Source organism: Streptomyces sp. NPDC048353 (assembly GCF_055587165.1).
The window spans coordinates 48,248-69,777 of sequence record NZ_JBVJGU010000005.1 but is presented as its reverse complement, the minus strand read 5'-3'; the positions used below and the strand labels follow the sequence as shown (position 1 = coordinate 69,777).

At 72.9% G+C, this 21,530-nt stretch carries 18 protein-coding genes, 4 tRNA genes and 1 other RNA gene; 13 read left to right on the top strand and 10 right to left on the bottom strand.

The window, feature by feature from the left end:
- Positions 1 to 52 precede the first annotated feature (52 nt).
- A tRNA-Ser gene (locus ACZ6RC_RS18915) sits at positions 53 to 140 on the bottom strand.
- Positions 141 to 270: 130 nt separating this feature from the next.
- Here ACZ6RC_RS18915 and ffs point away from each other — a divergent pair.
- The 6 genes from ffs (at position 271) to ACZ6RC_RS18885 (ending at position 9,147) form a co-directional block, all read left to right on the top strand.
- Positions 271 to 369, top strand: an RNA gene (gene ffs, locus ACZ6RC_RS18910) — signal recognition particle sRNA small type.
- 150 nt (positions 370 to 519) lie between these two features.
- Positions 520 to 2,709 (top strand): DNA polymerase III subunit gamma and tau, encoded by a 2,190-nt coding sequence (locus ACZ6RC_RS18905; protein WP_469584520.1) that lies wholly within the window; start codon positions 520 to 522, stop codon positions 2,707 to 2,709.
- A 61-nt stretch (positions 2,710 to 2,770) separates the two neighbouring features.
- The gene (gene purD, locus ACZ6RC_RS18900) at positions 2,771 to 4,069 is read left to right on the top strand and encodes a phosphoribosylamine--glycine ligase (RefSeq protein ID WP_453616340.1); all 1,299 of its coding nucleotides are present in this window, start codon (positions 2,771 to 2,773) and stop codon (positions 4,067 to 4,069) included.
- Between the two features lie 490 nt (positions 4,070 to 4,559).
- Entirely contained in the window at positions 4,560 to 6,416 is a 1,857-nt protein-coding gene (locus tag ACZ6RC_RS18895) for a M48 family metalloprotease (RefSeq protein ID WP_469584515.1), read from the top strand.
- A 275-nt stretch (positions 6,417 to 6,691) separates the two neighbouring features.
- A complete protein-coding gene (locus ACZ6RC_RS18890; protein ID WP_453616345.1) occupies positions 6,692 to 8,152 on the top strand; it encodes a N,N-dimethylformamidase beta subunit family domain-containing protein in 1,461 nt (486 codons plus the stop codon).
- Between the two features lie 83 nt (positions 8,153 to 8,235).
- Positions 8,236 to 9,147, top strand: coding sequence for a phosphoribosylaminoimidazolesuccinocarboxamide synthase (locus ACZ6RC_RS18885; protein WP_469584511.1), 912 nt, complete (start codon positions 8,236 to 8,238; stop codon positions 9,145 to 9,147).
- 165 nt (positions 9,148 to 9,312) lie between these two features.
- Here ACZ6RC_RS18885 and ACZ6RC_RS18880 read toward each other — a convergent pair.
- The 8 genes from ACZ6RC_RS18880 to ACZ6RC_RS18845 all read right to left on the bottom strand — a co-directional run bounded on the left by ACZ6RC_RS18880 (position 9,313) and on the right by ACZ6RC_RS18845 (position 14,199).
- Positions 9,313 to 9,388: transfer RNA gene (locus ACZ6RC_RS18880), tRNA-Gly, on the bottom strand.
- A gap of 22 nt (positions 9,389 to 9,410) precedes the next feature.
- Entirely contained in the window at positions 9,411 to 10,019 is a 609-nt protein-coding gene (locus ACZ6RC_RS18875) for a response regulator (RefSeq protein ID WP_391139756.1), read from the bottom strand.
- Positions 10,016 to 11,389 carry a sensor histidine kinase gene (locus tag ACZ6RC_RS18870; protein WP_469584508.1) on the bottom strand — a complete coding sequence of 458 codons (1,374 nt, stop codon included), beginning with the start codon at positions 11,387 to 11,389 and terminating at the stop codon, positions 10,016 to 10,018. Before ACZ6RC_RS18870 ends, ACZ6RC_RS18875 begins: the two co-directional genes overlap by 4 nt.
- A 160-nt stretch (positions 11,390 to 11,549) precedes the next feature.
- The gene (locus ACZ6RC_RS18865; RefSeq protein ID WP_469584505.1) at positions 11,550 to 12,314 is read right to left on the bottom strand and encodes an ABC transporter permease; all 765 of its coding nucleotides are present in this window, start codon (positions 12,312 to 12,314) and stop codon (positions 11,550 to 11,552) included.
- Entirely contained in the window at positions 12,311 to 13,273 is a 963-nt protein-coding gene (locus ACZ6RC_RS18860; RefSeq protein ID WP_469584501.1) for an ABC transporter ATP-binding protein, read from the bottom strand. Before ACZ6RC_RS18860 ends, ACZ6RC_RS18865 begins: the two co-directional genes overlap by 4 nt.
- 176 nt (positions 13,274 to 13,449) lie before the next feature.
- A tRNA-Gly gene (locus ACZ6RC_RS18855) sits at positions 13,450 to 13,522 on the bottom strand.
- Between the two features lie 79 nt (positions 13,523 to 13,601).
- Positions 13,602 to 13,673, bottom strand: a tRNA-Gly gene (locus tag ACZ6RC_RS18850).
- 172 nt (positions 13,674 to 13,845) lie between these two features.
- On the bottom strand, positions 13,846 to 14,199 hold the full coding sequence (locus tag ACZ6RC_RS18845; RefSeq protein ID WP_469584498.1) for a histone-like nucleoid-structuring protein Lsr2: 354 nt from the start codon (positions 14,197 to 14,199) through the stop codon (positions 13,846 to 13,848).
- 323 nt (positions 14,200 to 14,522) lie between these two features.
- Between ACZ6RC_RS18845 and purS the strand changes: the two genes are divergently transcribed.
- The 5 genes from purS to ACZ6RC_RS18820 all read left to right on the top strand — a co-directional run bounded on the left by purS (position 14,523) and on the right by ACZ6RC_RS18820 (position 19,201).
- A complete protein-coding gene (purS, locus tag ACZ6RC_RS18840) occupies positions 14,523 to 14,792 on the top strand; it encodes a phosphoribosylformylglycinamidine synthase subunit PurS (protein WP_391139750.1) in 270 nt (89 codons plus the stop codon).
- Positions 14,789 to 15,469 carry a phosphoribosylformylglycinamidine synthase subunit PurQ gene (gene purQ, locus ACZ6RC_RS18835; RefSeq protein WP_391139748.1) on the top strand — a complete coding sequence of 227 codons (681 nt, stop codon included), beginning with the start codon at positions 14,789 to 14,791 and terminating at the stop codon, positions 15,467 to 15,469. Before purS ends, purQ begins: the two co-directional genes overlap by 4 nt.
- Positions 15,469 to 17,718: a phosphoribosylformylglycinamidine synthase subunit PurL gene (gene purL, locus ACZ6RC_RS18830; protein WP_469584493.1), complete on the top strand. Its 2,250-nt coding sequence runs from the start codon at positions 15,469 to 15,471 to the stop codon at positions 17,716 to 17,718. Before purQ ends, purL begins: the two co-directional genes overlap by 1 nt.
- A gap of 117 nt (positions 17,719 to 17,835) precedes the next feature.
- A complete protein-coding gene (locus ACZ6RC_RS18825; protein ID WP_453616366.1) occupies positions 17,836 to 18,342 on the top strand; it encodes an ArsR/SmtB family transcription factor in 507 nt (168 codons plus the stop codon).
- Positions 18,343 to 18,367: 25 nt separating this feature from the next.
- The gene (locus ACZ6RC_RS18820; protein ID WP_469584489.1) at positions 18,368 to 19,201 is read left to right on the top strand and encodes a M23 family metallopeptidase; all 834 of its coding nucleotides are present in this window, start codon (positions 18,368 to 18,370) and stop codon (positions 19,199 to 19,201) included.
- Here ACZ6RC_RS18820 and ACZ6RC_RS18815 read toward each other — a convergent pair.
- The gene (locus tag ACZ6RC_RS18815) at positions 19,189 to 19,593 is read right to left on the bottom strand and encodes a nuclear transport factor 2 family protein (protein ID WP_469584487.1); all 405 of its coding nucleotides are present in this window, start codon (positions 19,591 to 19,593) and stop codon (positions 19,189 to 19,191) included. The two genes, ACZ6RC_RS18820 and ACZ6RC_RS18815, sit on opposite strands and share 13 nt — an antisense overlap.
- 75 nt (positions 19,594 to 19,668) lie before the next feature.
- On the opposite strand from ACZ6RC_RS18815, the gene ACZ6RC_RS18810 reads away from it, so the two are divergent.
- Positions 19,669 to 20,457, top strand: a complete 789-nt coding sequence (locus ACZ6RC_RS18810) for a maleylpyruvate isomerase family mycothiol-dependent enzyme (protein ID WP_469584484.1) — start codon at positions 19,669 to 19,671, stop codon at positions 20,455 to 20,457.
- Between the two features lie 125 nt (positions 20,458 to 20,582).
- Complete coding sequence (locus ACZ6RC_RS18805; protein ID WP_469584482.1) at positions 20,583 to 21,410, top strand: META domain-containing protein; 828 nt, start codon at positions 20,583 to 20,585, stop codon at positions 21,408 to 21,410.
- Positions 21,411 to 21,530: the final 120 nt, after the last annotated feature.

Here is a 21,530-nt window from a genome sequence, read left to right as displayed (position 1 = left end):
AGGGCCCCACCGCGAACGGTGGGGCCCTTCGACATCGTGCCCGGTGAGGCACTGGCGGAGGATACGAGATTCGAACTCGTGAGGGGTTGCCCCCAACACGCTTTCCAAGCGTGCGCCCTAGGCCTCTAGGCGAATCCTCCGCCGCAAACAATACAAGACGTTGAGGAGTGCTCGCGAACCTGATCCGCGGGAGGCTCTCCCGGGGGTGGTCGCCGGGGGATCGGGGAGGGAGTGGGGGGCAACGGGGGGCTGGGGATCGGGTAGTCTGGGCGCAGCCCCTCACGTGGCGCTATCTGACTGAACTCCCCCAGGGCCGGAAGGCAGCAAGGGTAGGTCGGCTCTGGCGGGTGCGTGGGGGGCGCTTGCGTTTCCGGGCGGGCCGGTTGTCGGTGGGGGCTGGCGTTTCCGGGCGGGGGCGGGGCTCGGTGGGCGCTTGCGCTTCGGGGCGGGCCGGCTGTCGGCGGGCCTGGCGTTTCCGGGCGGGGCCGGTTGTCGGTGGGTGCCTATAACCTCGTATACGTGTCGTCTCTCGCGCTGTACCGCCGTTATCGCCCCGAGTCGTTCGCCGAGGTCATCGGGCAGGAGCATGTCACCGACCCGTTGCAGCAGGCCCTGCGGAACAACCGGGTCAATCACGCGTACCTGTTCAGCGGGCCCCGCGGCTGTGGAAAGACGACCAGCGCGCGGATCCTCGCGCGCTGTCTGAACTGCGAGCAGGGCCCCACGCCGACCCCCTGCGGGGAGTGCCAGTCCTGCCGGGACCTGGCGCGCAACGGCCCCGGTTCGATCGATGTCATCGAGATCGACGCCGCCTCCCACGGTGGTGTGGACGACGCCCGTGACCTGCGGGAGAAGGCGTTCTTCGGCCCCGCGGCGAGCCGGTACAAGATCTACATCATCGACGAGGCGCACATGGTCACCTCGGCGGGCTTCAACGCCCTGCTGAAGGTGGTCGAGGAGCCTCCGGAGCACCTCAAGTTCATCTTCGCGACCACCGAGCCCGAGAAGGTCATCGGGACCATCCGGTCGCGGACGCACCACTACCCCTTCCGCCTCGTGCCTCCCGGGACCCTGCGGGAGTATCTGGGCGAGGTCTGCGGCCGCGAGGGCATTCCCATCGAGGACGGCGTCCTGCCGCTCGTGGTGCGGGCCGGTGCCGGATCCGTGCGTGACTCGATGTCCGTGATGGACCAGCTGCTGGCCGGCGCCGCGGACGACGGTGTGACATACGCCATGGCGACCTCTCTGCTCGGTTATACGGACGGGTCGCTGCTCGACTCCGTGGTCGACGCCTTCGCGTCCGGGGACGGCGCGGCCGCGTTCGAGGTCGTGGACCGGGTCGTGGAGGGCGGGAACGACCCCCGCCGGTTCGTGGCCGACCTGCTGGAGCGGCTGCGTGACCTGGTGATCCTGGCCGCCGTGCCCGACGCCGCCGAGAAGGGCCTCATCGACGCGCCCGTCGACGTCGTGGAGCGCATGCAGGCACAGGCCTCCGTCTTCGGCGCCGCCGAGCTGAGCCGCGCCGCCGACCTCGTCAACACCGGGCTCACCGAGATGCGCGGTGCCACCTCGCCGCGGCTCCAGCTGGAGCTGATCTGCGCGCGTGTGCTGCTGCCCGCCGCCTTCGACGACGAGCGGTCTCTGCAAGCGCGCCTCGACCGGCTGGAGCGGGGCGCCGCCGCCGCGCCCGCGCCCGTCTTCACCACCGGCTCGCCCGCCCCTCCGATGGGGTACGTCCCCGCTCCCGACGTCCACGGGCCGGTGCCGGTACCGGAAACGGCCGCGCCCGCCCCCGCTCCTGTACAGCCCCCGCCCACCCCGCAGCCCGTCCCTCAGGTCGCACAAGCCCCCCAGACTCCGCAGGCCCCGGCCCCGGCCCCGGCCCCGGCCCCGGCTCCCGAGCCCGCCGCCGCCGAGGCTCCCCGGCCCGGCGCCTGGCCCGGTGCCGCACGGCCCGGGAGCGGGGGGAGCGCCCCCGGCGCCTGGCCCGGCGCCTCCGCTCCGGCGGCCCCCGCCGCACCCCAGACGCCCGCCCCCGCACCCCAGGCCGCCGCGCCCGCTCCCACCGCCCCCGCCGGGGACATGGCGCAGGGCGCGGCCCAGGTGCGGAACATGTGGCCGTCCATCCTGGAGGCCGTCAAGAACCGGCGCCGGTTCACCTGGATCCTGCTCAGCCAGAACGCCCAGGTCGCGGGCTTCGACGGCACCACCCTCCAGCTCGGCTTCCTCAACGCCGGCGCCCGCGACAACTTCGCGAGCAGCGGAAGCGAGGACGTGCTGCGGCAGGCGCTGGCCGAGCAGTTCAACGTCCAGTGGAAGATCGAGGCGATCATCGACCCCTCGGGCGGGGTCACGCCCCCGCCCGCCGCGGCCAACTTCGGCGGCGGACGCGCCGCCTCCCCGCCCCCCTCGCCGGCCCCGCAGCACCAGCAGTCGTACCAGCAGCAGCCTCCGCAGCCCCCGCAGCAGCAGTACGCCCCCGCTCCGGCGCCGCACAGCCCGGCGTCCGCCCCGCAGGGCCCGTCCGCCCCCCAGGGCGCCGGTTCCGCGCCGGCCCGGCAGGCGCCGCCCGCGCCGCGGCCCGTCGCGCCCGAGGACGACGTACCGGAGGAAGACGATCCGGACCTCGTCGACTCCGCGCTCTCCGGCCACGACCTGATCGTGCGCGAGCTCGGAGCCACGGTCCTGGAGGAATACACGAACGAGTAGCGCCGTCTCGCTCGGTGGCCCGCACAAGGGGCATCCCGCCCCGCGGGCTACCCTGGCTGGCGTGAAGGTCCTCGTCATCGGCGGCGGCGCCCGCGAACACGCCCTGTGCCGCTCTCTCTCCCTCGATCCCGACGTCACCGCTCTGCACTGCGCGCCCGGCAACGCCGGAATCGCGGAGGTCGCCGAGCTGCACCCCGTCGACCAGCTGGACGGCGACGCCGTCGCCCGGCTGGCCACCGACCTCCGGGCGGAGCTGGTCGTCGTCGGCCCGGAGGCCCCGCTCGTCGCCGGTGTCGCCGACGCCGTCCGCGCCGCCGGCATCCCCTGCTTCGGCCCGTCCGAGGAGGCGGCGCAGCTGGAGGGCTCCAAGGCGTTCGCCAAGGACGTGATGGCCGGGGCGAACGTCCCGACCGCCCGCAGCTACGTCTGCACCACTCCCGCGGAGATCGACGAGGCGCTGGACGCCTTCGGCGCTCCGTACGTCGTCAAGGACGACGGTCTCGCCGCCGGCAAGGGCGTGGTCGTCACCGACGACCTCGCCGAGGCCCGCGCCCACGCGCTCGCCTGTGTGTCACAGCGTCGCGAAGCGACTCGTTCCGGGGCGGTGGCGGGCGACGGGCGGGCCGTCATCGAGGAGTTCCTTGACGGCCCCGAGGTCTCCCTCTTCGCGATCACCGACGGTGTCACCGTCCTCCCGCTCACCCCCGCGCAGGACTTCAAGCGCGCGCTCGACGGCGACGAGGGCCCCAACACCGGCGGCATGGGGGCGTACTCCCCGCTGCCCTGGGCGGACCCCAAGCTGGTCGACGAGGTCATGGACAGCGTCCTGCAGCCCACGGTCGACGAGCTGCGCCGCCGCGGTACGCCCTTCCAGGGGCTGCTGTACGCGGGTCTGGCGATCACCGGCCGGGGCGTACGGGTCATCGAGTTCAACGCCCGCTTCGGCGACCCGGAGACCCAGGTCGTCCTCGCCCGGCTCAAGACCCCGCTGGCGGGCGTCCTGCTGAACGCCGCCAACGGCACCCTCGAGAACCAGCCGCCGCTCGCCTGGCGCGACGACGCCGCGGTGACCGTGGTCGTCGCCTCGCACAACTACCCCGGCACCCCGCGTACGGGCGACCCGATCGAGGGCCTCGACGAGGTCGCGGCCCAGGATGCCCCGCACGCCTTCGTCCTGCACGCCGGCACCAAGCGGGACGGCGACGCGACCGTGAGCGCCGGCGGTCGCGTCCTGTCGGTCACCGCCACCGGCAAGGACCTCGCGCAGGCCCGCGAACGGGCGTACGCGGCGGTCGGCCGCATCCGGCTGGACGGTTCCCAGCACCGTACGGACATCGCGCTCAAGGCCGCCGGGGAGTAGCCGCCGCCGCAGGACCCCTCGTCCGCCGCACCACGCCGGGGGCCGGATCCGTCCGCCCCCGGCGCGCCTCACGAGCCCCGCGCCACGAGCCCCGGGCCACGAGGCCCCGCGCCACGAGGCCCGCACTACGAAGCCCCGCGCGACGAAGCCCCGCGTCACGAGGCCTCCGTTCCTGAGGCCCCCGTTCCTGAGGCCCTCGCCCCTGAGCACGCCCTTGCCGAGGCCCCCGCGGGCCCGCCCGCGCCCGCCTCCCCCGCCAGGCCGCGGAAGTGAACCCCTCAGCACGCCGGACCGTCATCACCTTTGCCCAAAGCCATTCCATCGAGTGACGACTCGCCCATCCGGATGACGCCCGCCACAGGCCCAACTAGGGTGCGGCGAAGGCGTTCCGGCACTTGGCCCACCGGCATTGCGATGTCAGTGCCGGGTGCCACAGTGGGGGAGTGAGCAACACCGCCACAGGCAGACCCGACGCGAGCTGAAGGGGGTGATGTACGGCGTGTCCGGTACCGGTTCCGTTGTCGGCGAGGAAATGGGTGCGCGCGCCGCGCGCTCCCGGGCCCTCGCCGTGCTCCGCGTCCGCGGCAGGGCACTCGGCCTCGCGCTGCTCCCGGCCGCCGCGGCCGTGATCCTGTACGCGGGGGGCGTCACCGGCCATCTGGCCGGCCCCGGCTGGGACACCGCCCGCTGGGTGGTGACCGTCGTCGCCGTGGTCGTCCTCCTCGCCGCCGCGGCCGTCGCGCTGGTCGTCGCCCGCGCCCGGCCCGCCGTCACGCCGACCGTCGAGCTCGCCGAGACCGCCGCCCCCGACCTGTACCGCATGGTCAGAGACCTCGCCGACCGGCTCGGCGTCCCCGCGCCCTCCTCGATAGCCCTGACCCCGGACTGCGACAGCTGGCTCGAGGACCGTACGCACCCCGCGCACGACCGTACGGCCGGGCTGCGGCGCTCCACCGACGCGCCCGTCCTCGTCATCGGCTCGCCCTTCCTGTGGTGGATGCGCGTCGGCGAGCTGCGGGCGGTCCTCGCACCGGTCGTCGCCGGTACGGCCCCGGCCGCGCACCCGGACATAGCCGCCGCCCGCCGCTTCGTGCAGGGCCTGGACGCCGCCGTCGCCTCGCCCCGCAGCCCCGGCCTCGACCCGCTCCGCCGGCTCGGCGCCCACGGCGTCGGGCACGTCGCGCGGGTGCTGCTCCGCAGCTGCCGCGGGCACGCGGCCGAGATGGAGCGGGGCGTCGCGGCGGCGGGCTCCGAGCGCGCCCAGGAGGTGGACTACGGCATCCGGATCGTCGCCCAGGAGCAGGTCGGCCTCGCCTACGCCGGCTGGGACCGGCTCCTGACCCGGGTCGCGCTGCCCGCCTGGCGGATGGGCCGCTGGCCGTCGAGCCTCGACGTCGGGGTGGTCGCGGCGCTGACCGAGCTCTCCCGCCGGGACCGCCTCGCGGAGGGCTTCACCACCCGGCTCGGCGAGCGGCCGGCCTGTGACCTGCTCGAAGAGCCCGGCGCGGTCGACGAGGCGGCCTCGCTGCTCGCCGCCCGGCTCTTCCACGGCGGCCCGGCGGAGGCCGGACCCGACTGGTCGCCGGTGGACTGGAGCCAGTACCCGGAAGAAGTGGTGGACCGTAAGTGGCGCGCGGACGCGGCCCGCCTCCACCAGGTTCTCGACGAGCTGGGCGTGCTCCCCACGGGCCCCGCCGGCCGCCCGGCCACCGGCGGACCGACCCTGACCCGCGTGATGTCCCACCTCTCGGTGCCCCTCCGCACGGCGACCCCGGACCAGCCGGACGGGACGCGCGATCCGGACCCGCCGCCCGCGCCCGAGACGCCCGACGCGCCGGGCCGCCCCAACCCCGCGGACACCGCCCCCGCCGCTCCCGAGGCCCTCCCGGCCGAGACCGCCCCCGAGGGCCTCCCGGCCGAGACCGTCCCCGACGTCCTCCCCCCGGCCAACGCCGCCGCCGACTCCCTCGCCGCGGCCCTCACCGCCCATGTGGCCCGCGAGGAGGCCGCCAAGCCCCCGGCGCCCGCGCCCGGCGCGCACGCCGCCGTGCCGGACGGGGGCGACGACGACCAGCTGCCGCTCTTCCCGCTGCAGCCGCCCCGGACCGGCCGCGACCTGCTGGCCGACCATGTGACGGCGATGGTCTGCTGCGCCGCCGTCGACACCGCCGGCGCTGTCCCCGGCCTCGACTGGCTCGACGGTCCCGCGCTCCTCGTCGGCGGAGCCCGCAGCACGGACCTGGCCGCCCGCGTCCTCGCCCTCGTCGAGGACGGCGACCCCGAGCCCCTGCGCGCCTGGCTCACCGAGACCGGCGTCCGCCCCGAGAAGCCGGTACGCCTCGTGTGAGGCCGAGCCCACCGGAAGCCTGCCTTCCGTTCACGTCAATTCACGACGAACGGTGACGGAGTGCGTGCGTTATGTGATGTGCTGGAGACCGGCACTGACAGCAGCACATGACAGTGCGCCAGGCGCCCAAGCCATCGCGTCACGAGCACAACTGACGCCACGACAGCAGACAAAGCCACAACACGGCACAGACACCGGCACCAGCAGCATCAGCACCAGCACCAGCACCAGCAAGGACGACAGACGACACGGGGGAGTCGAGGGAGGGGCGCGTCATGGGGGCGGAACAGATCAGGCGGTGGGAATCGGGCGCACTCGCCCATGCCGTCACGGACCCGTTCGGGCAGGGACCGCTGCCCTGGCTGCGCGGGTCGGAGAACTACTTCGACGACACCGGCCACGTCGTCCCCTGGTACGCCGACACCACCCTCGCCCGGGGCGGCAGCGGCGGACCCCGCACGGCCGACGACGTACACCGTCAGATCAAGGGCTTCACGTCCAGCGGGGCCGTCGCGCCCGGCGAGGCGATCGATTTCCACATCACGGTGGACCCGCCGCAGCAGTTCTCGGTCGACATCTACCGCATCGGTCATTACGCCGGCGAGGGCGCCACCAAGATCACCACCAGCCCGCGGCTCTCCGGCATCGTCCAGCCGGCGCCGCTCACCGCCGACCGGACCGTCTCCTGCCACCACTGGTGGCAGTCCTGGCGCCTCCAGATCCCGTCTCTCTGGGCGATCGGCGCGTACGTCGCCGTGCTCACCACCGCCGACGGCTACCGCTCCCACATCCCCTTCACGGTCCGCGACGACCACCCCGCCGACCTCCTCCTCGTCCTCCCGGACGTGACCTGGCAGGCGTACAACCTCTACCCCGAGGACGGCCGGACGGGCGCCAGCCTCTACCACGCGTGGGACGAGCAGGGCCGGCTCCTCGGCGAGGAGGACGCGGCGATCACCGTCTCCTTCGACCGGCCCTACGCGGGCGCCGGGCTGCCCCTGCACGTCGGCCACGCCTACGACTTCATCCGCTGGGCCGAGCGGTACGGCTACGACCTCGCGTACGCCGAGACCCGCGACCTGCATGCCGGCCGCGTCGACCCCACCCGCTACCGCGGCCTGGTCTTCCCCGGCCACGACGAGTACTGGTCCGTCCCCATGCGCAAGACGGTCGAACTCGCCCGCGACCAGGGCACGTCGCTCGTCTTCCTCTCCGCCAACACCATGTACTGGCAGGTGGAGCTGGGCCCCTCCCCGTCGGGCGTCCCCGACCGACTGCTGACCTGCCGCAAGCGCCGCGGCCCCGGGCGGTCCGCGCTGTGGCGCGAGGTCGACCGGTCCGAGCAGCAGCTGCTCGGCCTCCAGTACGCCGGCCGGGTGCCCGAACCGCACCCCCTGGTCGTACGGAACGCGGACCACTGGCTCTGGGAGTCCACCGGCGCGGGCGACGGCGACGAGATCGACGGCCTGGTCGCCGGGGAGGCGGACCGCTACTTCCCGCGCACCGCCCTGCCCGAGCACGACGGCCGCATCCTCCTCGCCCACTCGCCCTACCAGGACAGCGAAGGCGCCCTGCGCCACCAGGAGACCTCCCTCTACCGCTCCCCGTCCGGCGCGTGGGTCTTCGCCTCCGGCACGTTCGCCTGGTCCCCGGCCCTGGACCGGCCGGGCCATGTCGACCCCCGGATCCAGCGCGCCACCGCCAACCTCCTGGACCGCATCTGCAAGCGTGACTGAGACCGGGGCGGGCCCGGGCGCCGCCCCCGCGTCCGGGTGCGAGAGAATCGAAGCGCTCCTGGATCAACCTACGCGGAGGAACCGTGTCCGGATTCGTAGAAAAGCCCGAGCCTGTCCAGGTCCCGGGTCTGACCCACCTCCACACGGGCAAGGTGCGTGACCTCTACCGGAACGAGGCCGGCGACCTCGTCATGGTGGCCAGTGACCGCATCTCCGCGTACGACTGGGTCCTGCCCACCGAGATCCCCGACAAGGGCCGGGTCCTCACCCGGCTCTCGCTCTGGTGGTTCGACCAGCTGGCCGACCTGGCCCCGCACCACGTCCTCTCCACCGACCTGCCGGCCGGCGCCCCCGCCGACTGGGCGGGCCGCACCCTCGTCTGCAGGTCGTTGCGGATGGTTCCGGTCGAGTGCGTGGCGCGCGGCTATCTGACGGGCTCCGGGCTGGTCGAGTACAAGGCGTCCCGTACGGTCTGCGGCCTCGCGCTCCCCGAGGGGCTGACCGACGGCTCCGAGCTGCCCACCCCCATCTTCACGCCGGCGACCAAGGCCGCGGTCGGCGACCACGACGAGAACGTCAGCTACGAGGAGGTCGCCCGGCAGGTCGGCGCGGAGACCGCCGCCCGGCTGCGGCAGCTGACCCTCGCCGTCTACGGCCGGGCCCGTGACATCGCCCGCGAGCGCGGCATCATCCTCGCCGACACCAAGTTCGAGTTCGGCTTCGAGTCCACCGAGGACGGCGAGAGGCTGGTCATCGCCGACGAGGTGCTGACCCCCGACTCCTCCCGCTTCTGGCCGGCCGCGAGCTGGGAGCCGGGCCGCGCCCAGCCCTCGTACGACAAGCAGTACGTCCGCGACTGGCTGACCTCCCCGGCCTCCGGCTGGGACCGCACGAGCGAGCGCCCGCCGCCCCCGCTCCCGCAGGAGATCGTCGACGCGACCCGGGCGAAGTACCTGGAGGCGTACGAACTGCTCACCGGCAGCCCCTGGCGCTGACCCGCGCCGCTCCGTTCCGGGCCCGGCGGCAACAGCCCGCAGCGGCCCGGAACGGCCCGCGCCGTAGCGGCCGGAGCGAACAGCGTCCGGAGCGGGACAGCGGCCGGAGCGGAGCTGCGAACAGCGGAAAGCCCCCCGGTCGGATCGACCGGGGGGCTTTCTCGATGGAGCGGACGACGAGATTCGAACTCGCGACCCTCACCTTGGCAAGGTGATGCTCTACCAACTGAGCCACGTCCGCATGCGCCGTAGCGCGGAGCCAACTATACCCAACCTTTCTCCCGGGCGAGACGTACCGCCGTATGACGGTTCTCGGCGCCCAGTTTCGTGGCGGCCGAGGAGAGGTAGTTCCGGACGGTTCCCTGGGAGAGCGAGGCCCGTTCGGCGATCTCCGCGACCGGGGCGCCGTCCGCCGCGAGCTCCAGGACCTCGGCTTCGCGGGCGGTCAGCGGGGAGTCGCCCGCGGAGATGGCGTCGGCCGCCAACTCCGGGTCCACGTAACGGTTTCCGGCGTGGACGGTACGGATGATCTCGGCCAGCCGCTGGGCGCTGACGGTCTTCGGCACGAAGCCGCGCACCCCGGCCGCGAGGGCCCGCTTGAGGTGCCCGGGGCGGCCGTGCCCGGTCACGATCATGGTCCGGCACTCCGGGACCTCGCCGCGCAGGGATGTGGCGACCTTCACACCGTCCGCGCCCGGCATCTCCAGGTCCAGGACCGCGACATCGGGCCGGTGGGCGCGGGCCATGGCGAGCGCCTCGGGGCCGGTGGCGGCCTGGGCGACGACCACGAGGTCGTCCTCCAGGGCGAGCAGCGCGGCGAGCGCGCCCCTGATCAGATGCTCGTCGTCGGCGAGCAGGACCCGTACGGTCACGACGTCTCCCTCCCGGCCCGCGGACGTACGTCCCCGACGCCGGCCCCCTCGGCGACCGTCGCGTCCCGCGCGTCCGACTCCTCCGACGCCTCCGACGCGGCACCGGCCGTGGCCCCCGATCCCCGGCCCCCCGACGGGACCCGGGCCGTCACCCGGAACGTGCCCCCGGTGGCGGGACCCGCCTCCAGCGTTCCGGCCACCGCCGCGAGCCGTTCGCGCAGCCCCGCGAGGCCCGTGCCGCCGCCGACCCGCTGCCCCGGCACCTCCCGCACGCCGTTCACGCCCGTACCGTTCACGCTCACGCCGTCGTTCTCCACGGTGAGCAGCACCGAACCCTCCTCTCCCCGCAGGGTGATCGTGCAGCGCGACGCGTCGCCGTGCCGCAGGACGTTCGTCGTGGTCTCCCGGACCACCCAGCCGAGCGCCGACCGGACGTCGGCGGGCAGTTCGAGCTCCAGGGAGTCCACGGAGCAGGCGATCCCGGCGGCGCTCAGCACTCCGCGGGCGCCCTCCAGCTCGACCCGCAGGTCGGCCTCCCGGTAGCCGCGTACGACATCGCGCACCTCGCGCTGCGACTCCCGGGCGATCCGCTGCACCTCGATCATCTGGTCGACGGCCTCGGGGCGTTCGCGCCGGGCGAGCTGGACGGCCAGTTCGCTCTTCAGCGCGATCACCGAGAGGTTGCGGCCCATGACGTCGTGGAGGTCGCGCCCGAAGCGGAGCCGTTCCTCCGCGACGGCGAGGCGCGCCTTGAGCTCCCTGGACCGTTCCAGCTCCCACACGGTCTTCATCAGCCAGCCGGAGAACCCGCAGGCGCCCACGAGGCCCGTGCCGGCGAGCAGGATGCCGACCGCGTAGCCGGCGGCCTCCGCCAGTCCGACCCCCATCAGGGCGACCACCGCGCCGGTCGCGAGGCCGGCGAGCGGTGCCACGGCCAGCATGTGCCGGACCCTCTTCATGCACAGGACGAGGGCGCCGAGGCTGAAGGTGATCGTGCCGTTGACGATGCTCGCGGCGACCGATCCGTCCGAGAGGACGCCGGTGGCGCGCAGGGTGATCGCCGTCAACGCGCCGGCGGCGGTGAGGGCCACGAGCGCCGTCGCCAGCCGGACCGGCCGTTCGCGCCGGTCCAGGGCCCAGTCGAGGGCGCGGGAGCAGAGGGCGGCGGTCAGGAAGGCGTGCGCGCAGACCAGCAGTCCGAGCGCGAGACCGAGGGGGAGGCCGATCGGGCCGCGTTCCTTCTGGGCGAGGGGTACGCCGCCGATGGCGAGGATCTCCAGGAACGCGAAGAAGTGGAAGGTCCACCGCGTGTAGAGCTCGACCTTGGCCGCGTTGCTGCGGCCGACCCACCATCCCGTCAGCCTGGACACCCGCCCGGCCCCCGTTCCTCGCGTCATGCGCCGTGGGCGCGTCGTGCGTCGTGCTTCCTGCCTCGTGCGCGGGCCACGACCTCGCGCCCGTCGCCCCGCCACCTCGCGCCCGTCACCCCGCCCCGCCGTTTCTGGCGTCGGGCCCCCGGCCCCGCGACTCCTAGCGTCGCGGTTCCCAGCGGAACCACCGCTGGACAGCAAACACGGTGACGGCGCCCCAGGCCAGGGTGGTGAGGGCGGCGGTCAGCAGGTCGCCGGAGTCGTCGACCCCGAACCAGCCGGCCCGGACGAACTCCATGATCCCGCTCAGCGGCAGCAGGGCGCAGACGTCGGCGACCGCGTCCGGCAGGACCTCGGTGGGGACCATCATCCCCGAGCCCATCGCCGAGACGAGGAAGAAGGGGAGCGTGGTGAGGCCGGCGCTCTCGACGTTGCGGGTGAGGGCGGTGGTGGCGGCGGCGAGCCCGGCGAGCAGCGGCACGCCCGCGAGGAGGCCGACGAGCAGCAGGTCGGGCCGCTCGGGCGCCGCCACGTCCAGGACGGCGATCCCGCCGACCGCGAGCACCGCGCACTGGGCGAGCGCGATGGCGGCGGAGGGGAGGGCGGCGCCGGCGAGGATCTCGCGGTCGGTCGCCTCGCCGGTGCGCAGCCGCTTGAGGACGAGCTCCTCGCGCCGGGCCACGTAGGCGGAGACGAGGCCCATGTAGACGACGAGGATCAGGACGAGTCCGGTGCCGCCGACGAGGGTGGCTCCGGCGGTACCCATGGGCAGTTCGTCGCTGCCCATCTGCGTGATCGAGGACCGCAGTACGAAGATCATCAGCAGCGGCATGAGGAGGGCGATGAACAGGTTGTTCTTGTTCCGCCCGAGGAGGGTGAGTTCGGCGCGTCCGAGAGCGGTGAGCCGGGTGACGGAGGCGTTCATCGGGCACCTTCCAGATCGGTCGCGTGCGGGCCGGGAGTGTTCGGCCCGGGGGCGGCGGGGGTCTCGTGCCCGGCGGCGATCTCCAGGAACGCCTCCTCGAGCGAGGCGGAGCGGGCGTCGAGCGCCTCCAGCCGTACGCCGGTCTCGCGGGCCCAGGTCAGCAGCTCGGTGAGCGCGTCCTGGAGCGTGTGCGTACGGATCTCCACCCGGCGGCCGTCGGCGGCGGCCCGCAGTCCGAGGGGCAGGCGTCCGGCCGGGACGTCGTCGGGGGGGAGGAAGCGGATGCGGGAGGGCCGGGCGGCGGTGACCTCGGCGGGGGTGCCCGAGAGGACGACCCGGCCCTGGTGCATGATCGCGAGCCGGTCGGCCAGGGTCTCGGCCTCCTCCAGGTAGTGCGTGGTGAGGAGGACGGTGGTGCCTCCGTCCCGCAGCTCCCGCACCAGCCGCCAGGTGTCGCGGCGGCCTTCGGCGTCCAGGCCGGTCGTGGGTTCGTCGAGGAAGAGGACCTCGGGACGGCCGAGGAGCGCGAGCGCCAGGTCGAGGCGTCGCCGCTCACCGCCGGAGAGCTGCTTGATCCGTACGTCGCGGCGGGCGCCGAGGCCGACCATGTCGAGGGCTTCGGCGGTGGGCCGTGCGCCGCTGGTGCAGCCGGCCCACATGCGTACCGTTTCGGCCACCGTCAGGTCGGAGGGGAAGCCGCCCTCCTGGAGCATCACGCCGATGCGGGGGCGGACGGCGGTCCGTTCGCGGTACGGGTCGTGGCCGAGTACCCGGACGGTGCCGGCGCTGGGTTCGGCGAGGCCTTCCAGCAGTTCGACGGTGGAGGTCTTGCCGGCTCCGTTGGTCCCGAGCAGGGCGAAGATCTCGCCTCGGGGGACGGCGAAGGTGATGCCGTTGACGGCGTCGTAGCCGCCGGAGTAGGTCCGGCGGAGGTCCTCGGCCTCGATCACGTGGGTCATGGCTCCAGCCTTCCGCCGGGCGGGGGCGGTCGGCAGTGCGCGCTGTCATCAGCGAGCATGACAAATGTCAGAAGGGAGGCCGGGGCGTGGGCGGGTGCCGGCGCCGGGTACGACGGGGCCGCGGTCCGGGTACGACAAAGGCCCCGGTTCCTGAGAACCGGGGCCTTCGCTTCCTGAGCGGACGACGAGATTCGAACTCGCGACCCTCACCTTGGCAAGGTGATGCTCTACCAACTGAGCCACGTCCGCATGCCTCCGACCAGCTTTCACTGGGCGGCGCGAGCACCACTCTACCTGATCCACAAGAGTGGTCGGTAATGCGATGCAGAGCGGGTGACAGGAATTGCACACTGCGCCTTCCCCCTGGAAGGGGGATGTTCTACTACTGAACTACACCCGCACGCTGCGTGAGGTTCGGCCCTGCGGCCTCGCCCCTCGGCGTGCTCCAGACTCTAGCCGATCACCGGGGGTGCCGTGCAACTCGGTTCCTGGCGGCGCGTCAGGGGTGTCGCGGTCCGGGGCGCGGGCGGAGTCGACGGAGGGGTCGCGGGCGGGGTGCCGCGCGTGGTCGCTCAACTGGCCTCGCGGAAGGCTTCGTAGACCCGCTTCGGGATCCGGCCGCGGGCCGGCACGTCCATCTTGTGGGACTGGGCCCAGGCGCGGACCGCCGCCGCGTCGGGCTCCAGCGCCGTGTGCTTGTAGGAAGCGACGGCCGGGGTGCCCGAGCCGCCGGCCCGTCCGCCGGCGCGGCCCGTCCGCTTCCGGCCGGCCGCGAGGTACGGAGCCAGCGCCTTGCGCAGTTTCTTTGCATTGGCGGGATTCAGGTCGATCTCGTACATCTTCCCGTCCAGGCCGAACGCAACCGTTTCCGCCGCTTCTCCGCCGTCGATGTCATCGGAGAGAGTGACCACTACTCGCTGAGCCACGGATATCGGTCCTTTCCTGCGGTCCGCCGTGTCATGGGGGTGTCGAGGACACCTTCTGACGTGCGGCGATACCGGCTTAACGGCTACCCCGGGGCAATGCTGCTTTCTTCTGTATTCCTTTGTACAGCGCGGGGGCTCGCATTGTGAAGCCCAGCCAATTGCATCAGCGTGTCCCGCCGCAATGGGTGGGGTGGTATTTCCCTTGAATTTTTGGTGTGGGTCTTCGGTGGCGTTTGTAGGGTCCTCCAGTCTTCTACCCGCGTAGAATTTGGAGGCAGGTACGCTGAGGGAACCGCCCACGCAACACACCACCGGGAGTGCCAGTGGCACGCGTCGTAGTCGACGTCATGCTCAAGCCGGAGATCCTCGACCCCCAGGGACAGGCGGTGCAGCGTGCGCTGCCCCGCCTCGGGTTCACCGGGATCGCCGACATCCGCCAGGGGAAGCGCTTCGAGCTGGAGGTGGAGGGGCCGGTCGATGACGCCGCCCTCGCCCGCATCCATGAGATGGCCGAAACCTTCCTTGCCAACACCGTGATCGAGGACTTCGTCGTCACGGTCGAGTCCGAAGCGTCCGCCGAGGTCCCGTCGTGACCACACGCATCGGCGTCGTCACGTTCCCCGGAACGCTCGACGACCAGGACGCGCTGCGGGCCGCCCGCCTGGCGGGCGCCGAGCCCGTCTCGCTCTGGCACCGCGACAAGGACCTCAAGCAGGTCGACGCCGTGGTCCTGGCCGGCGGCTTCTCCTACGGTGACTATCTGCGGGCCGGAGCCATCTCCCGCTTCTCGCCGGTCATGGAGACGATCATCGAGCAGGCGAAGGCGGGCATGCCCGTCCTCGGCATCTGCAACGGCTTCCAGATCCTCACCGAGGCCCATCTGCTGCCGGGCGCGATGCTGCGCAACAACCACCTGCACTTCATCTGCCGCGACCAGAAGCTGCGGGTGGAGAACGCGGACACCGCCTGGACCGCGGACTACGAACAGGGCCAGGAGATCCGGGTCCCGCTCAAGAACATGGACGGCCGGTACGTCGCCGACGAGCGGGTGCTCGACGAGCTGGAGGCCGAGGGACGGGTCGCCTTCCGCTACCTCGACGTCAACCCCAACGGCTCGCTCCGCGACATCGCCGGCATCACCAACGCCGCGGGCAATGTGGTCGGCCTCATGCCGCACCCCGAGCACGCCGTCGAGCCGCTGATCGGTACGGGCCGTACCGACGGCCTCGGTTTCTTCACCTCGATCCTCAAGAAGCTGGTCAACGCCTGATGAGCCTCGACACCGTCAAGCACGCGGGCGAGACGCCCGACAGCGAGCAGCCGTGGAAGGAGCTCGGCCTCAAGGAGGACGAGTACGCGCGCATCCGCGAGATCCTCGGCCGCCGTCCCACCGGTGCCGAGCTGGCCATGTACTCCGTCATGTGGTCCGAGCACTGCTCGTACAAGAGCAGCAAGGTCCACCTGAAGCAGTTCGGCGAGAAGATCCCCGAGAACGACGCCATGCTCGTCGGCATCGGCGAGAACGCGGGCGTCGTCGACGTCGGCCAGGGGTACGCGGTCACCTTCAAGGTCGAGTCGCACAACCACCCCTCGTACATCGAGCCCTACCAGGGCGCGGCCACCGGCGTGGGCGGCATCGTCCGCGACATCCTCGCCATGGGCGCCCGCCCGGTGGCGGTCGTGGACCCGCTGCGCTTCGGCGCGGCCGACCACCCCGACACCAAGCGCGTGCTGCCCGGTGTCGTCGCCGGCATCGGCGGCTACGGCAACTGCCTGGGCCTGCCGAACATCGGCGGCGAGGTCGTCTTCGACGCCTGCTACCAGGGCAACCCGCTGGTCAACGCCGGGTGCATCGGCGTCATGAAGCACGAGGACATCCACCTCGCCCAGGCGTCGGGCCCCGGCAACAAGGTGATCCTCTACGGCGCCCGTACCGGCGGCGACGGCATCGGCGGCGTCTCGGTCCTCGCGTCGGAGACCTTCGACGACACGAAGCCCACCAAGCGCCCCGCGGTCCAGGTCGGCGACCCGTTCCAGGAGAAGCTCCTCATCGAGTGCACCCTGGAGATCTTCAAGGAGAAGCTGGTCGCCGGCATCCAGGACCTGGGTGGCGCCGGTCTCTCCTGCGCGACCTCCGAGCTGGCCTCCGCCGGCTCCGGCGGCATGCGCGTCGAGCTCGACCGGGTCCACCTGCGCGACGCGACGCTCTCGCCCGAGGAGATCCTCATGAGCGAGTCGCAGGAGCGCATGTGCGCGATCGTCGAGCCCGAGCACGTCGACCGCTTCCTGGAGATCTGCGAGAAGTGGGACGTCATCGCCACCGTCATCGGTGAGGTGACCGAGGGCGAGCGCCTGGAGATCTTCTGGCACGGCGAGCAGATCATCGACGTGCCGCCGCGCACGGTCGCGCACGAGGGCCCGGTCTACCACCGGCCGTTCGCCCGCCCCGCGTGGCAGGACGCGCTGCAGGCCGACGGCGCGGGCACGCTGCCCCGGCCGCAGACCGGCGAGGAGCTGAAGGACCAGGTCCTGAAGCTGGTCTCGTCCCCGAACCAGGCGTCGAAGTCCTGGATCACCGACCAGTACGACCGGTTCGTGCAGGGCAACACCGTCCTCGCGCAGCCCGAGGACGCGGGCATGGTCCGCATCGACGCCGAGACCAACCTCGGTGTGGCCATGGCGACCGACGGCAACGGCCGGTACGCCAAGCTCGACCCGTACGCGGGTGCGCAGCTCGCGCTGGCGGAGTCGTACCGCAACGTCGCCGCCTCCGGTGCCAAGCCGCTGGCGATCTCGAACTGCCTGAACTTCGGTTCCCCCGAGGACCCGGACGTCATGTGGCAGTTCGCCGAGGCCACCCGCGGTCTCGCGGACGGCTGTCTGCGGCTCGGCACGCCGGTCACCGGCGGCAACGTCTCGCTGTACAACCAGACCGGCGAGACGGCGATCCACCCGACGCCGGTCGTGGCCGTGCTCGGCGTGATCGACGACGTCAACCGCCGCACGCCGATCGCCTTCGCGGAAGAGGGCCAGCTCCTCTACCTGCTGGGCGACACGCGTGAGGAGTTCGACGGCTCGGCCTGGTCCGAGGTCATCCACCGGCACCTCGGCGGCGTGCCGCCGGTCGTGGACCTCGACCGGGAGAAGCTGCTCGGCGAGATCCTGATCTCCGCCTCCCGCGACGGCATGATCGACGCGGCGCACGACCTGTCCGACGGCGGTCTGGTCCAGGCGGTCGTCGAGTCCTGCCTGCGCGGCGGCACCGGCGCGCGCCTGGTCGTCCCGGACGGCCTGGACGCCTTCACCTTCCTCTTCAGCGAGTCGGCCGGCCGCGCGGTCGTCGCCGTCCCGCGCAGCGAGGAGCTCCGCTTCACCGACATGTGCGGCGCGCGGGGTCTCCCCGCGACCCGGATCGGTGTCGTGGACGGCGAAGAGGTCGACGTGCAGGGCGCGTTCAGCATCTCCCTGGAGGAGCTGCGCACGGCCCACGAGGCGACCATCCCGGGCCTGCTGGCCTGATCCGGCACCACGGGAGCCCCCGTCCGGACCTTCGGGTCCGGGCGGGGGCTCTCTCGTTCCCCGGACCCGCCGCAACCCCCCTTGCGCGAGATTACGTAATTACGTAATCTCGAAGGCATGGAGCTGGAAGAGCGGGTCGCCGCGCTGGAACGGCGGATGGCGGCCCTGGAAGGCGGGGAACGCCCCGCACCCGAGGTCGTCGACAGCACGTTCTGGGCGCTGGAAGGACTGAAGGCCCAGCTCGCCGAGGCCGGCGCGCCCGGCGAGGACGGCGCGGTGCTCTTCACGGGCACGGTCCGGCTGCCGACCCGGGAGCGGTACGAGTGGCAGTTCGGCGCCTTCGCCGAGCGGCTGCTCGACCAGGACTGGGCCGAGACCGCCGAGTCGTTCGCCGCGCTCGGCCATCCCGTACGGCTCCGGCTGCTGCGGGAGATCCTCGGCGGCCGGCGCACGGCGGCCGAGCTGGCGGAGTCGGAGGAGGTCGGCACGACCGGCCAGATCTACCACCACCTGCGCCAGCTGACCGGCGCCGGCTGGCTCCACACCACGGGCCGCGGCCGCTACGAGGTGCCGGGAGCCCGGGTGGTCCCGCTCCTGGTGGCCCTCACCGCCGCCCGTCCCTGACCGCGATCGTTCCAGGGGGAACCCCATGTCCGCACGCAAGACCGCGGTGGTCGTCCACCGCACGCTCTGGCTGGTGTTCATCGTCCAGGCCGTCGCCTCGCCCTTCGTCGACCTGCCGTATCCGTACTGGGCGGGCTGGCTTCCGGCGATCGCCGCCGTGGCGCTCGGGCTCGCCCTCGCCAGGACCGCCCGCCGGGAGCGCGCGGAGGCGCACCGGGACCCGGTGGAAGTGGATCCGCCGGTGGCCGGCCGCTGGTCGGCGCTGAACAGCCCGGCGGACCGGACGCCCAGCCACGGCACGCACCAGTACGGCCAGACGTACGCCATCGACATCGTGGCGGAGGACGAGGCCCGCCCCCGGCCGCGCTTCGCCTGGCTGTGGCCGCTCGCCCGCCGCACCACGGACTTCCCCGCCTTCGGCGCCGCGCTGCTCGCGGTCGCCGACGCGACGGTCGTGCACGCCGAGGACGGCCAGCGCGACCACCTCAGCCGCAACTCGCTGCCGGCCGTGGTCTATCTGATGCTGGTCGAGTCGGTCGTCCGCGTGCTCGCCGGTGCCCGCCGCGTCACCGGCAACCACATTGTCCTGGACCTGGGCGACGGGACGTACGCGATGTACGCGCACCTGCGGCGCGGCTCGCTCACCGTCGCGGCGGGCGACCGGGTGACCGCGGGCCAGGAGCTGGCCCGGTGCGGCAACTCCGGCAACTCCACCGAGCCGCACGTCCACTTCCAGCTGATGGACGGCCCCGACCTGGACACGGCGCGCGGCGTGCCGTTCACCTGGCGCGGGGTGGGCGTACCGAGGAACAAGGAGACGTTCGAGGCGGCGGCGGGGCGGGGCGCCTACCCGGCCTGATCCCAGAAGGCGTCGGACTCGTCGATGTCCTCGACGCACTCGTCGATGTCGCTGATCTTCCCGCCGATGATGGTGAAGATCAGCGCGCCCTTGAGCTCGATGCCCCGGTTGCCGCGCTCGGCGTAGAAGGTGTTCGCCGCGACGGCGTGACCGCGGCCGTCGACGGAGATGGCGTGCATCTCCACCCGCATCTTCCCGCCGGTGAGCTCGAACATCTTCCGGTACATGTCGAGGACGTTGTCCCGGCCCTTGTGGTGCCCGGAGATCTGGCTCCCGCCGGGCGTGTGGTGCGTGCAGTCCGAGGTCATCAGGGAGCCGACGGTCTCCATGTCTCCTCGGGACCACGCCTCGAATCCCCGGCGGACCAGGGCGCTGTCAGGGTGCTCGGCCATGGCTGTTCGACCCCTCTCCCTACGCGAAGGTGTGCGGAAACCCTCCCTTCCAAGTCTCCGACTACGCTCCCTCCCATGCCACCGGCCAAGAAGCGCCCCCGTCGCTACGACTCCGCCAAGACCCGGGCCGCCGTGCTCGCGCAGTTCGGGCACGTGCGGGAGGCGGTGACGGCCCTCCCGCCCGAGCGGCTGGACGGGCCGACCCGGCTGGGGGAGTGGACCGTACGGGACCTGGCCGGACACCTGACGATGGTGCTCGGCTCGGTCTCCCGCTACCTCGGCGAACCCGAGCCGGCCGCGCAGGAGCTCGCCCTGGTCGACTGGCCGGCGGCCACGGCGTCGGCCGCCGCGCGGATCGACGAGGACACCCGGGCGATCGACACCGCCGACCTCCCGGGTCTGTACGCGCGGACGCAGGAGCTGTACGAGGAGCGGATCGCCGGGGCCGACGACGAGCGGCTCGTGCCGACGCGGTTCGGGGGGATGCGGCTGGCCGACTTCCTGGTCACCCGGGCCGTCGAACTCGTCGTCCACACCGACGACCTGAACGAGGCGACCGGGCTCTCCGTGCCGTACGACCGGCAGGCGCTCGCCGCCTGTGCGCGTCTGCTCGCCGACGCCCTCGCCGTGAAGGCGCCGGGCGGCGCGGTCGAGGTGCGCGTCCCGCCCCACGCCGTCGTCCAGTGCGGGACGGGTCCCCGGCACACCCGGGGCACCCCGCCCAACGTGGTGGAGACGGACGCCCTGACCTGGATCCGGCTCGCCACCGGCCGCACCACCTGGGCGCGGGCCCGGGACGAGGGGAAGGTCGCCGCGAGCGGCGAACGGGCGGACCTCTCCGGCCTGCTGCCGGTCCTGGGCTGAGCCGGCTCCTCCCGGGGCGGCCCGCCCGGGCCCGGCCGGGCGGGCGGACCGGCCCCGTGCACCCGAACGGCCGACGGGTGGGAGGCCGAGCGGAACCGTTCGTACCGCCCGTCCGTCACATCCCCATGCTGAAGACACGTACCACCGCAGCCACCGCCGTTCTGGCCTCGCTCGTCGTGCTCTCGGCGTGCGGCACCGAGAAGTCCGGATCGGACCCGGGCGCCGGCACGGTCGCCCCCGACGTCCCGGTCGCCGGCGTCCACTGGGCCTTCGACTCCATGACCGTGGAGGGCAAGGAGACCCGTGCCCCGGACGGCGCCCACGTCGAGATCGGCAAGGACGGCCAGGCCAAGGGGAACAGCGGGTGCAACGGGTTCGGCGCCACCGTGAAGGTCGAGGGCGACACGGTCACCGTGAAGCAGGGCGTCGGCACCGAGATGGCCTGTCCCGGTGAGCAGGGCGCCTTCGAGGCCGGACTCCAGAAGGCGTTCGCCGGCCCGCTGAAGGCGAAGCTCGACGGCGACCGGCTCACCCTCCGCTCCTCCGACGGCCGGACCGTCCTCGCGCTGACCTCCGAACCGCCCGCCCCGCTCAACGGCACCACCTGGACCGTCGACTCCCTCCTCACCGGCCAGACCGCCTCGTCGGTGCCGAAGGGCACCGAGGGCAAGGCGCACTTCGTGATCGACAAGGACGGCAAGGTCCGGGGCAGCCTGGGCTGCAACCGGTTCTCCACGACCGCGAAGGTCTCCGGGAAGACGGTCACCTTCGGGGACGTCACGACCACCCGCATGATGTGCGCCGGTCCGCAGATGAAGCTGGAGACCGAGCTGTACGAGGTGTTCGGCGGGACGGCGACGTACGAGCTGCGCCACCGGGGTCTGACCTTCACCACCGCCGACGGCACGGGCTTCGCGGCGACCGCGAAGCCGGCAGCCGACGCGACGTCCTGACCGCCGCACCCGCCGCCGGTGCGCGGACCGGACCTCGGCGCCCCCGGGGCCCGCGCGAATCCCTTCCCCGCGCGGTCCCCGGGGCGCCGGCTCCGGGGGCCGCATTGCGAACTGCGTCAC

Excerpts from the sequence above, each read along its gene's own strand:
- ACZ6RC_RS18895 (WP_469584515.1), top strand. The coding sequence starts at position 4,560 with ATGTACGGCGTGTCCGGTACCGGTTCCGTTGTCGGCGAGGAAATGGGT.
- ACZ6RC_RS18890 (WP_453616345.1), top strand. The coding sequence starts at position 6,692 with ATGGGGGCGGAACAGATCAGGCGGTGGGAATCGGGCGCACTCGCCCAT.
- ACZ6RC_RS18865 (WP_469584505.1), bottom strand. The coding sequence starts at position 12,314 with ATGAACGCCTCCGTCACCCGGCTCACCGCTCTCGGACGCGCCGAACTC.
- ACZ6RC_RS18860 (WP_469584501.1), bottom strand. The coding sequence starts at position 13,273 with ATGACCCACGTGATCGAGGCCGAGGACCTCCGCCGGACCTACTCCGGC.
- purL (WP_469584493.1), top strand. The coding sequence starts at position 15,469 with ATGAGCCTCGACACCGTCAAGCACGCGGGCGAGACGCCCGACAGCGAG.
- ACZ6RC_RS18825 (WP_453616366.1), top strand. The coding sequence starts at position 17,836 with ATGGAGCTGGAAGAGCGGGTCGCCGCGCTGGAACGGCGGATGGCGGCC.
- ACZ6RC_RS18820 (WP_469584489.1), top strand. The coding sequence starts at position 18,368 with ATGTCCGCACGCAAGACCGCGGTGGTCGTCCACCGCACGCTCTGGCTG.
- ACZ6RC_RS18815 (WP_469584487.1), bottom strand. The coding sequence starts at position 19,593 with ATGGCCGAGCACCCTGACAGCGCCCTGGTCCGCCGGGGATTCGAGGCG.
- ACZ6RC_RS18810 (WP_469584484.1), top strand. The coding sequence starts at position 19,669 with ATGCCACCGGCCAAGAAGCGCCCCCGTCGCTACGACTCCGCCAAGACC.
- ACZ6RC_RS18805 (WP_469584482.1), top strand. The coding sequence starts at position 20,583 with ATGCTGAAGACACGTACCACCGCAGCCACCGCCGTTCTGGCCTCGCTC.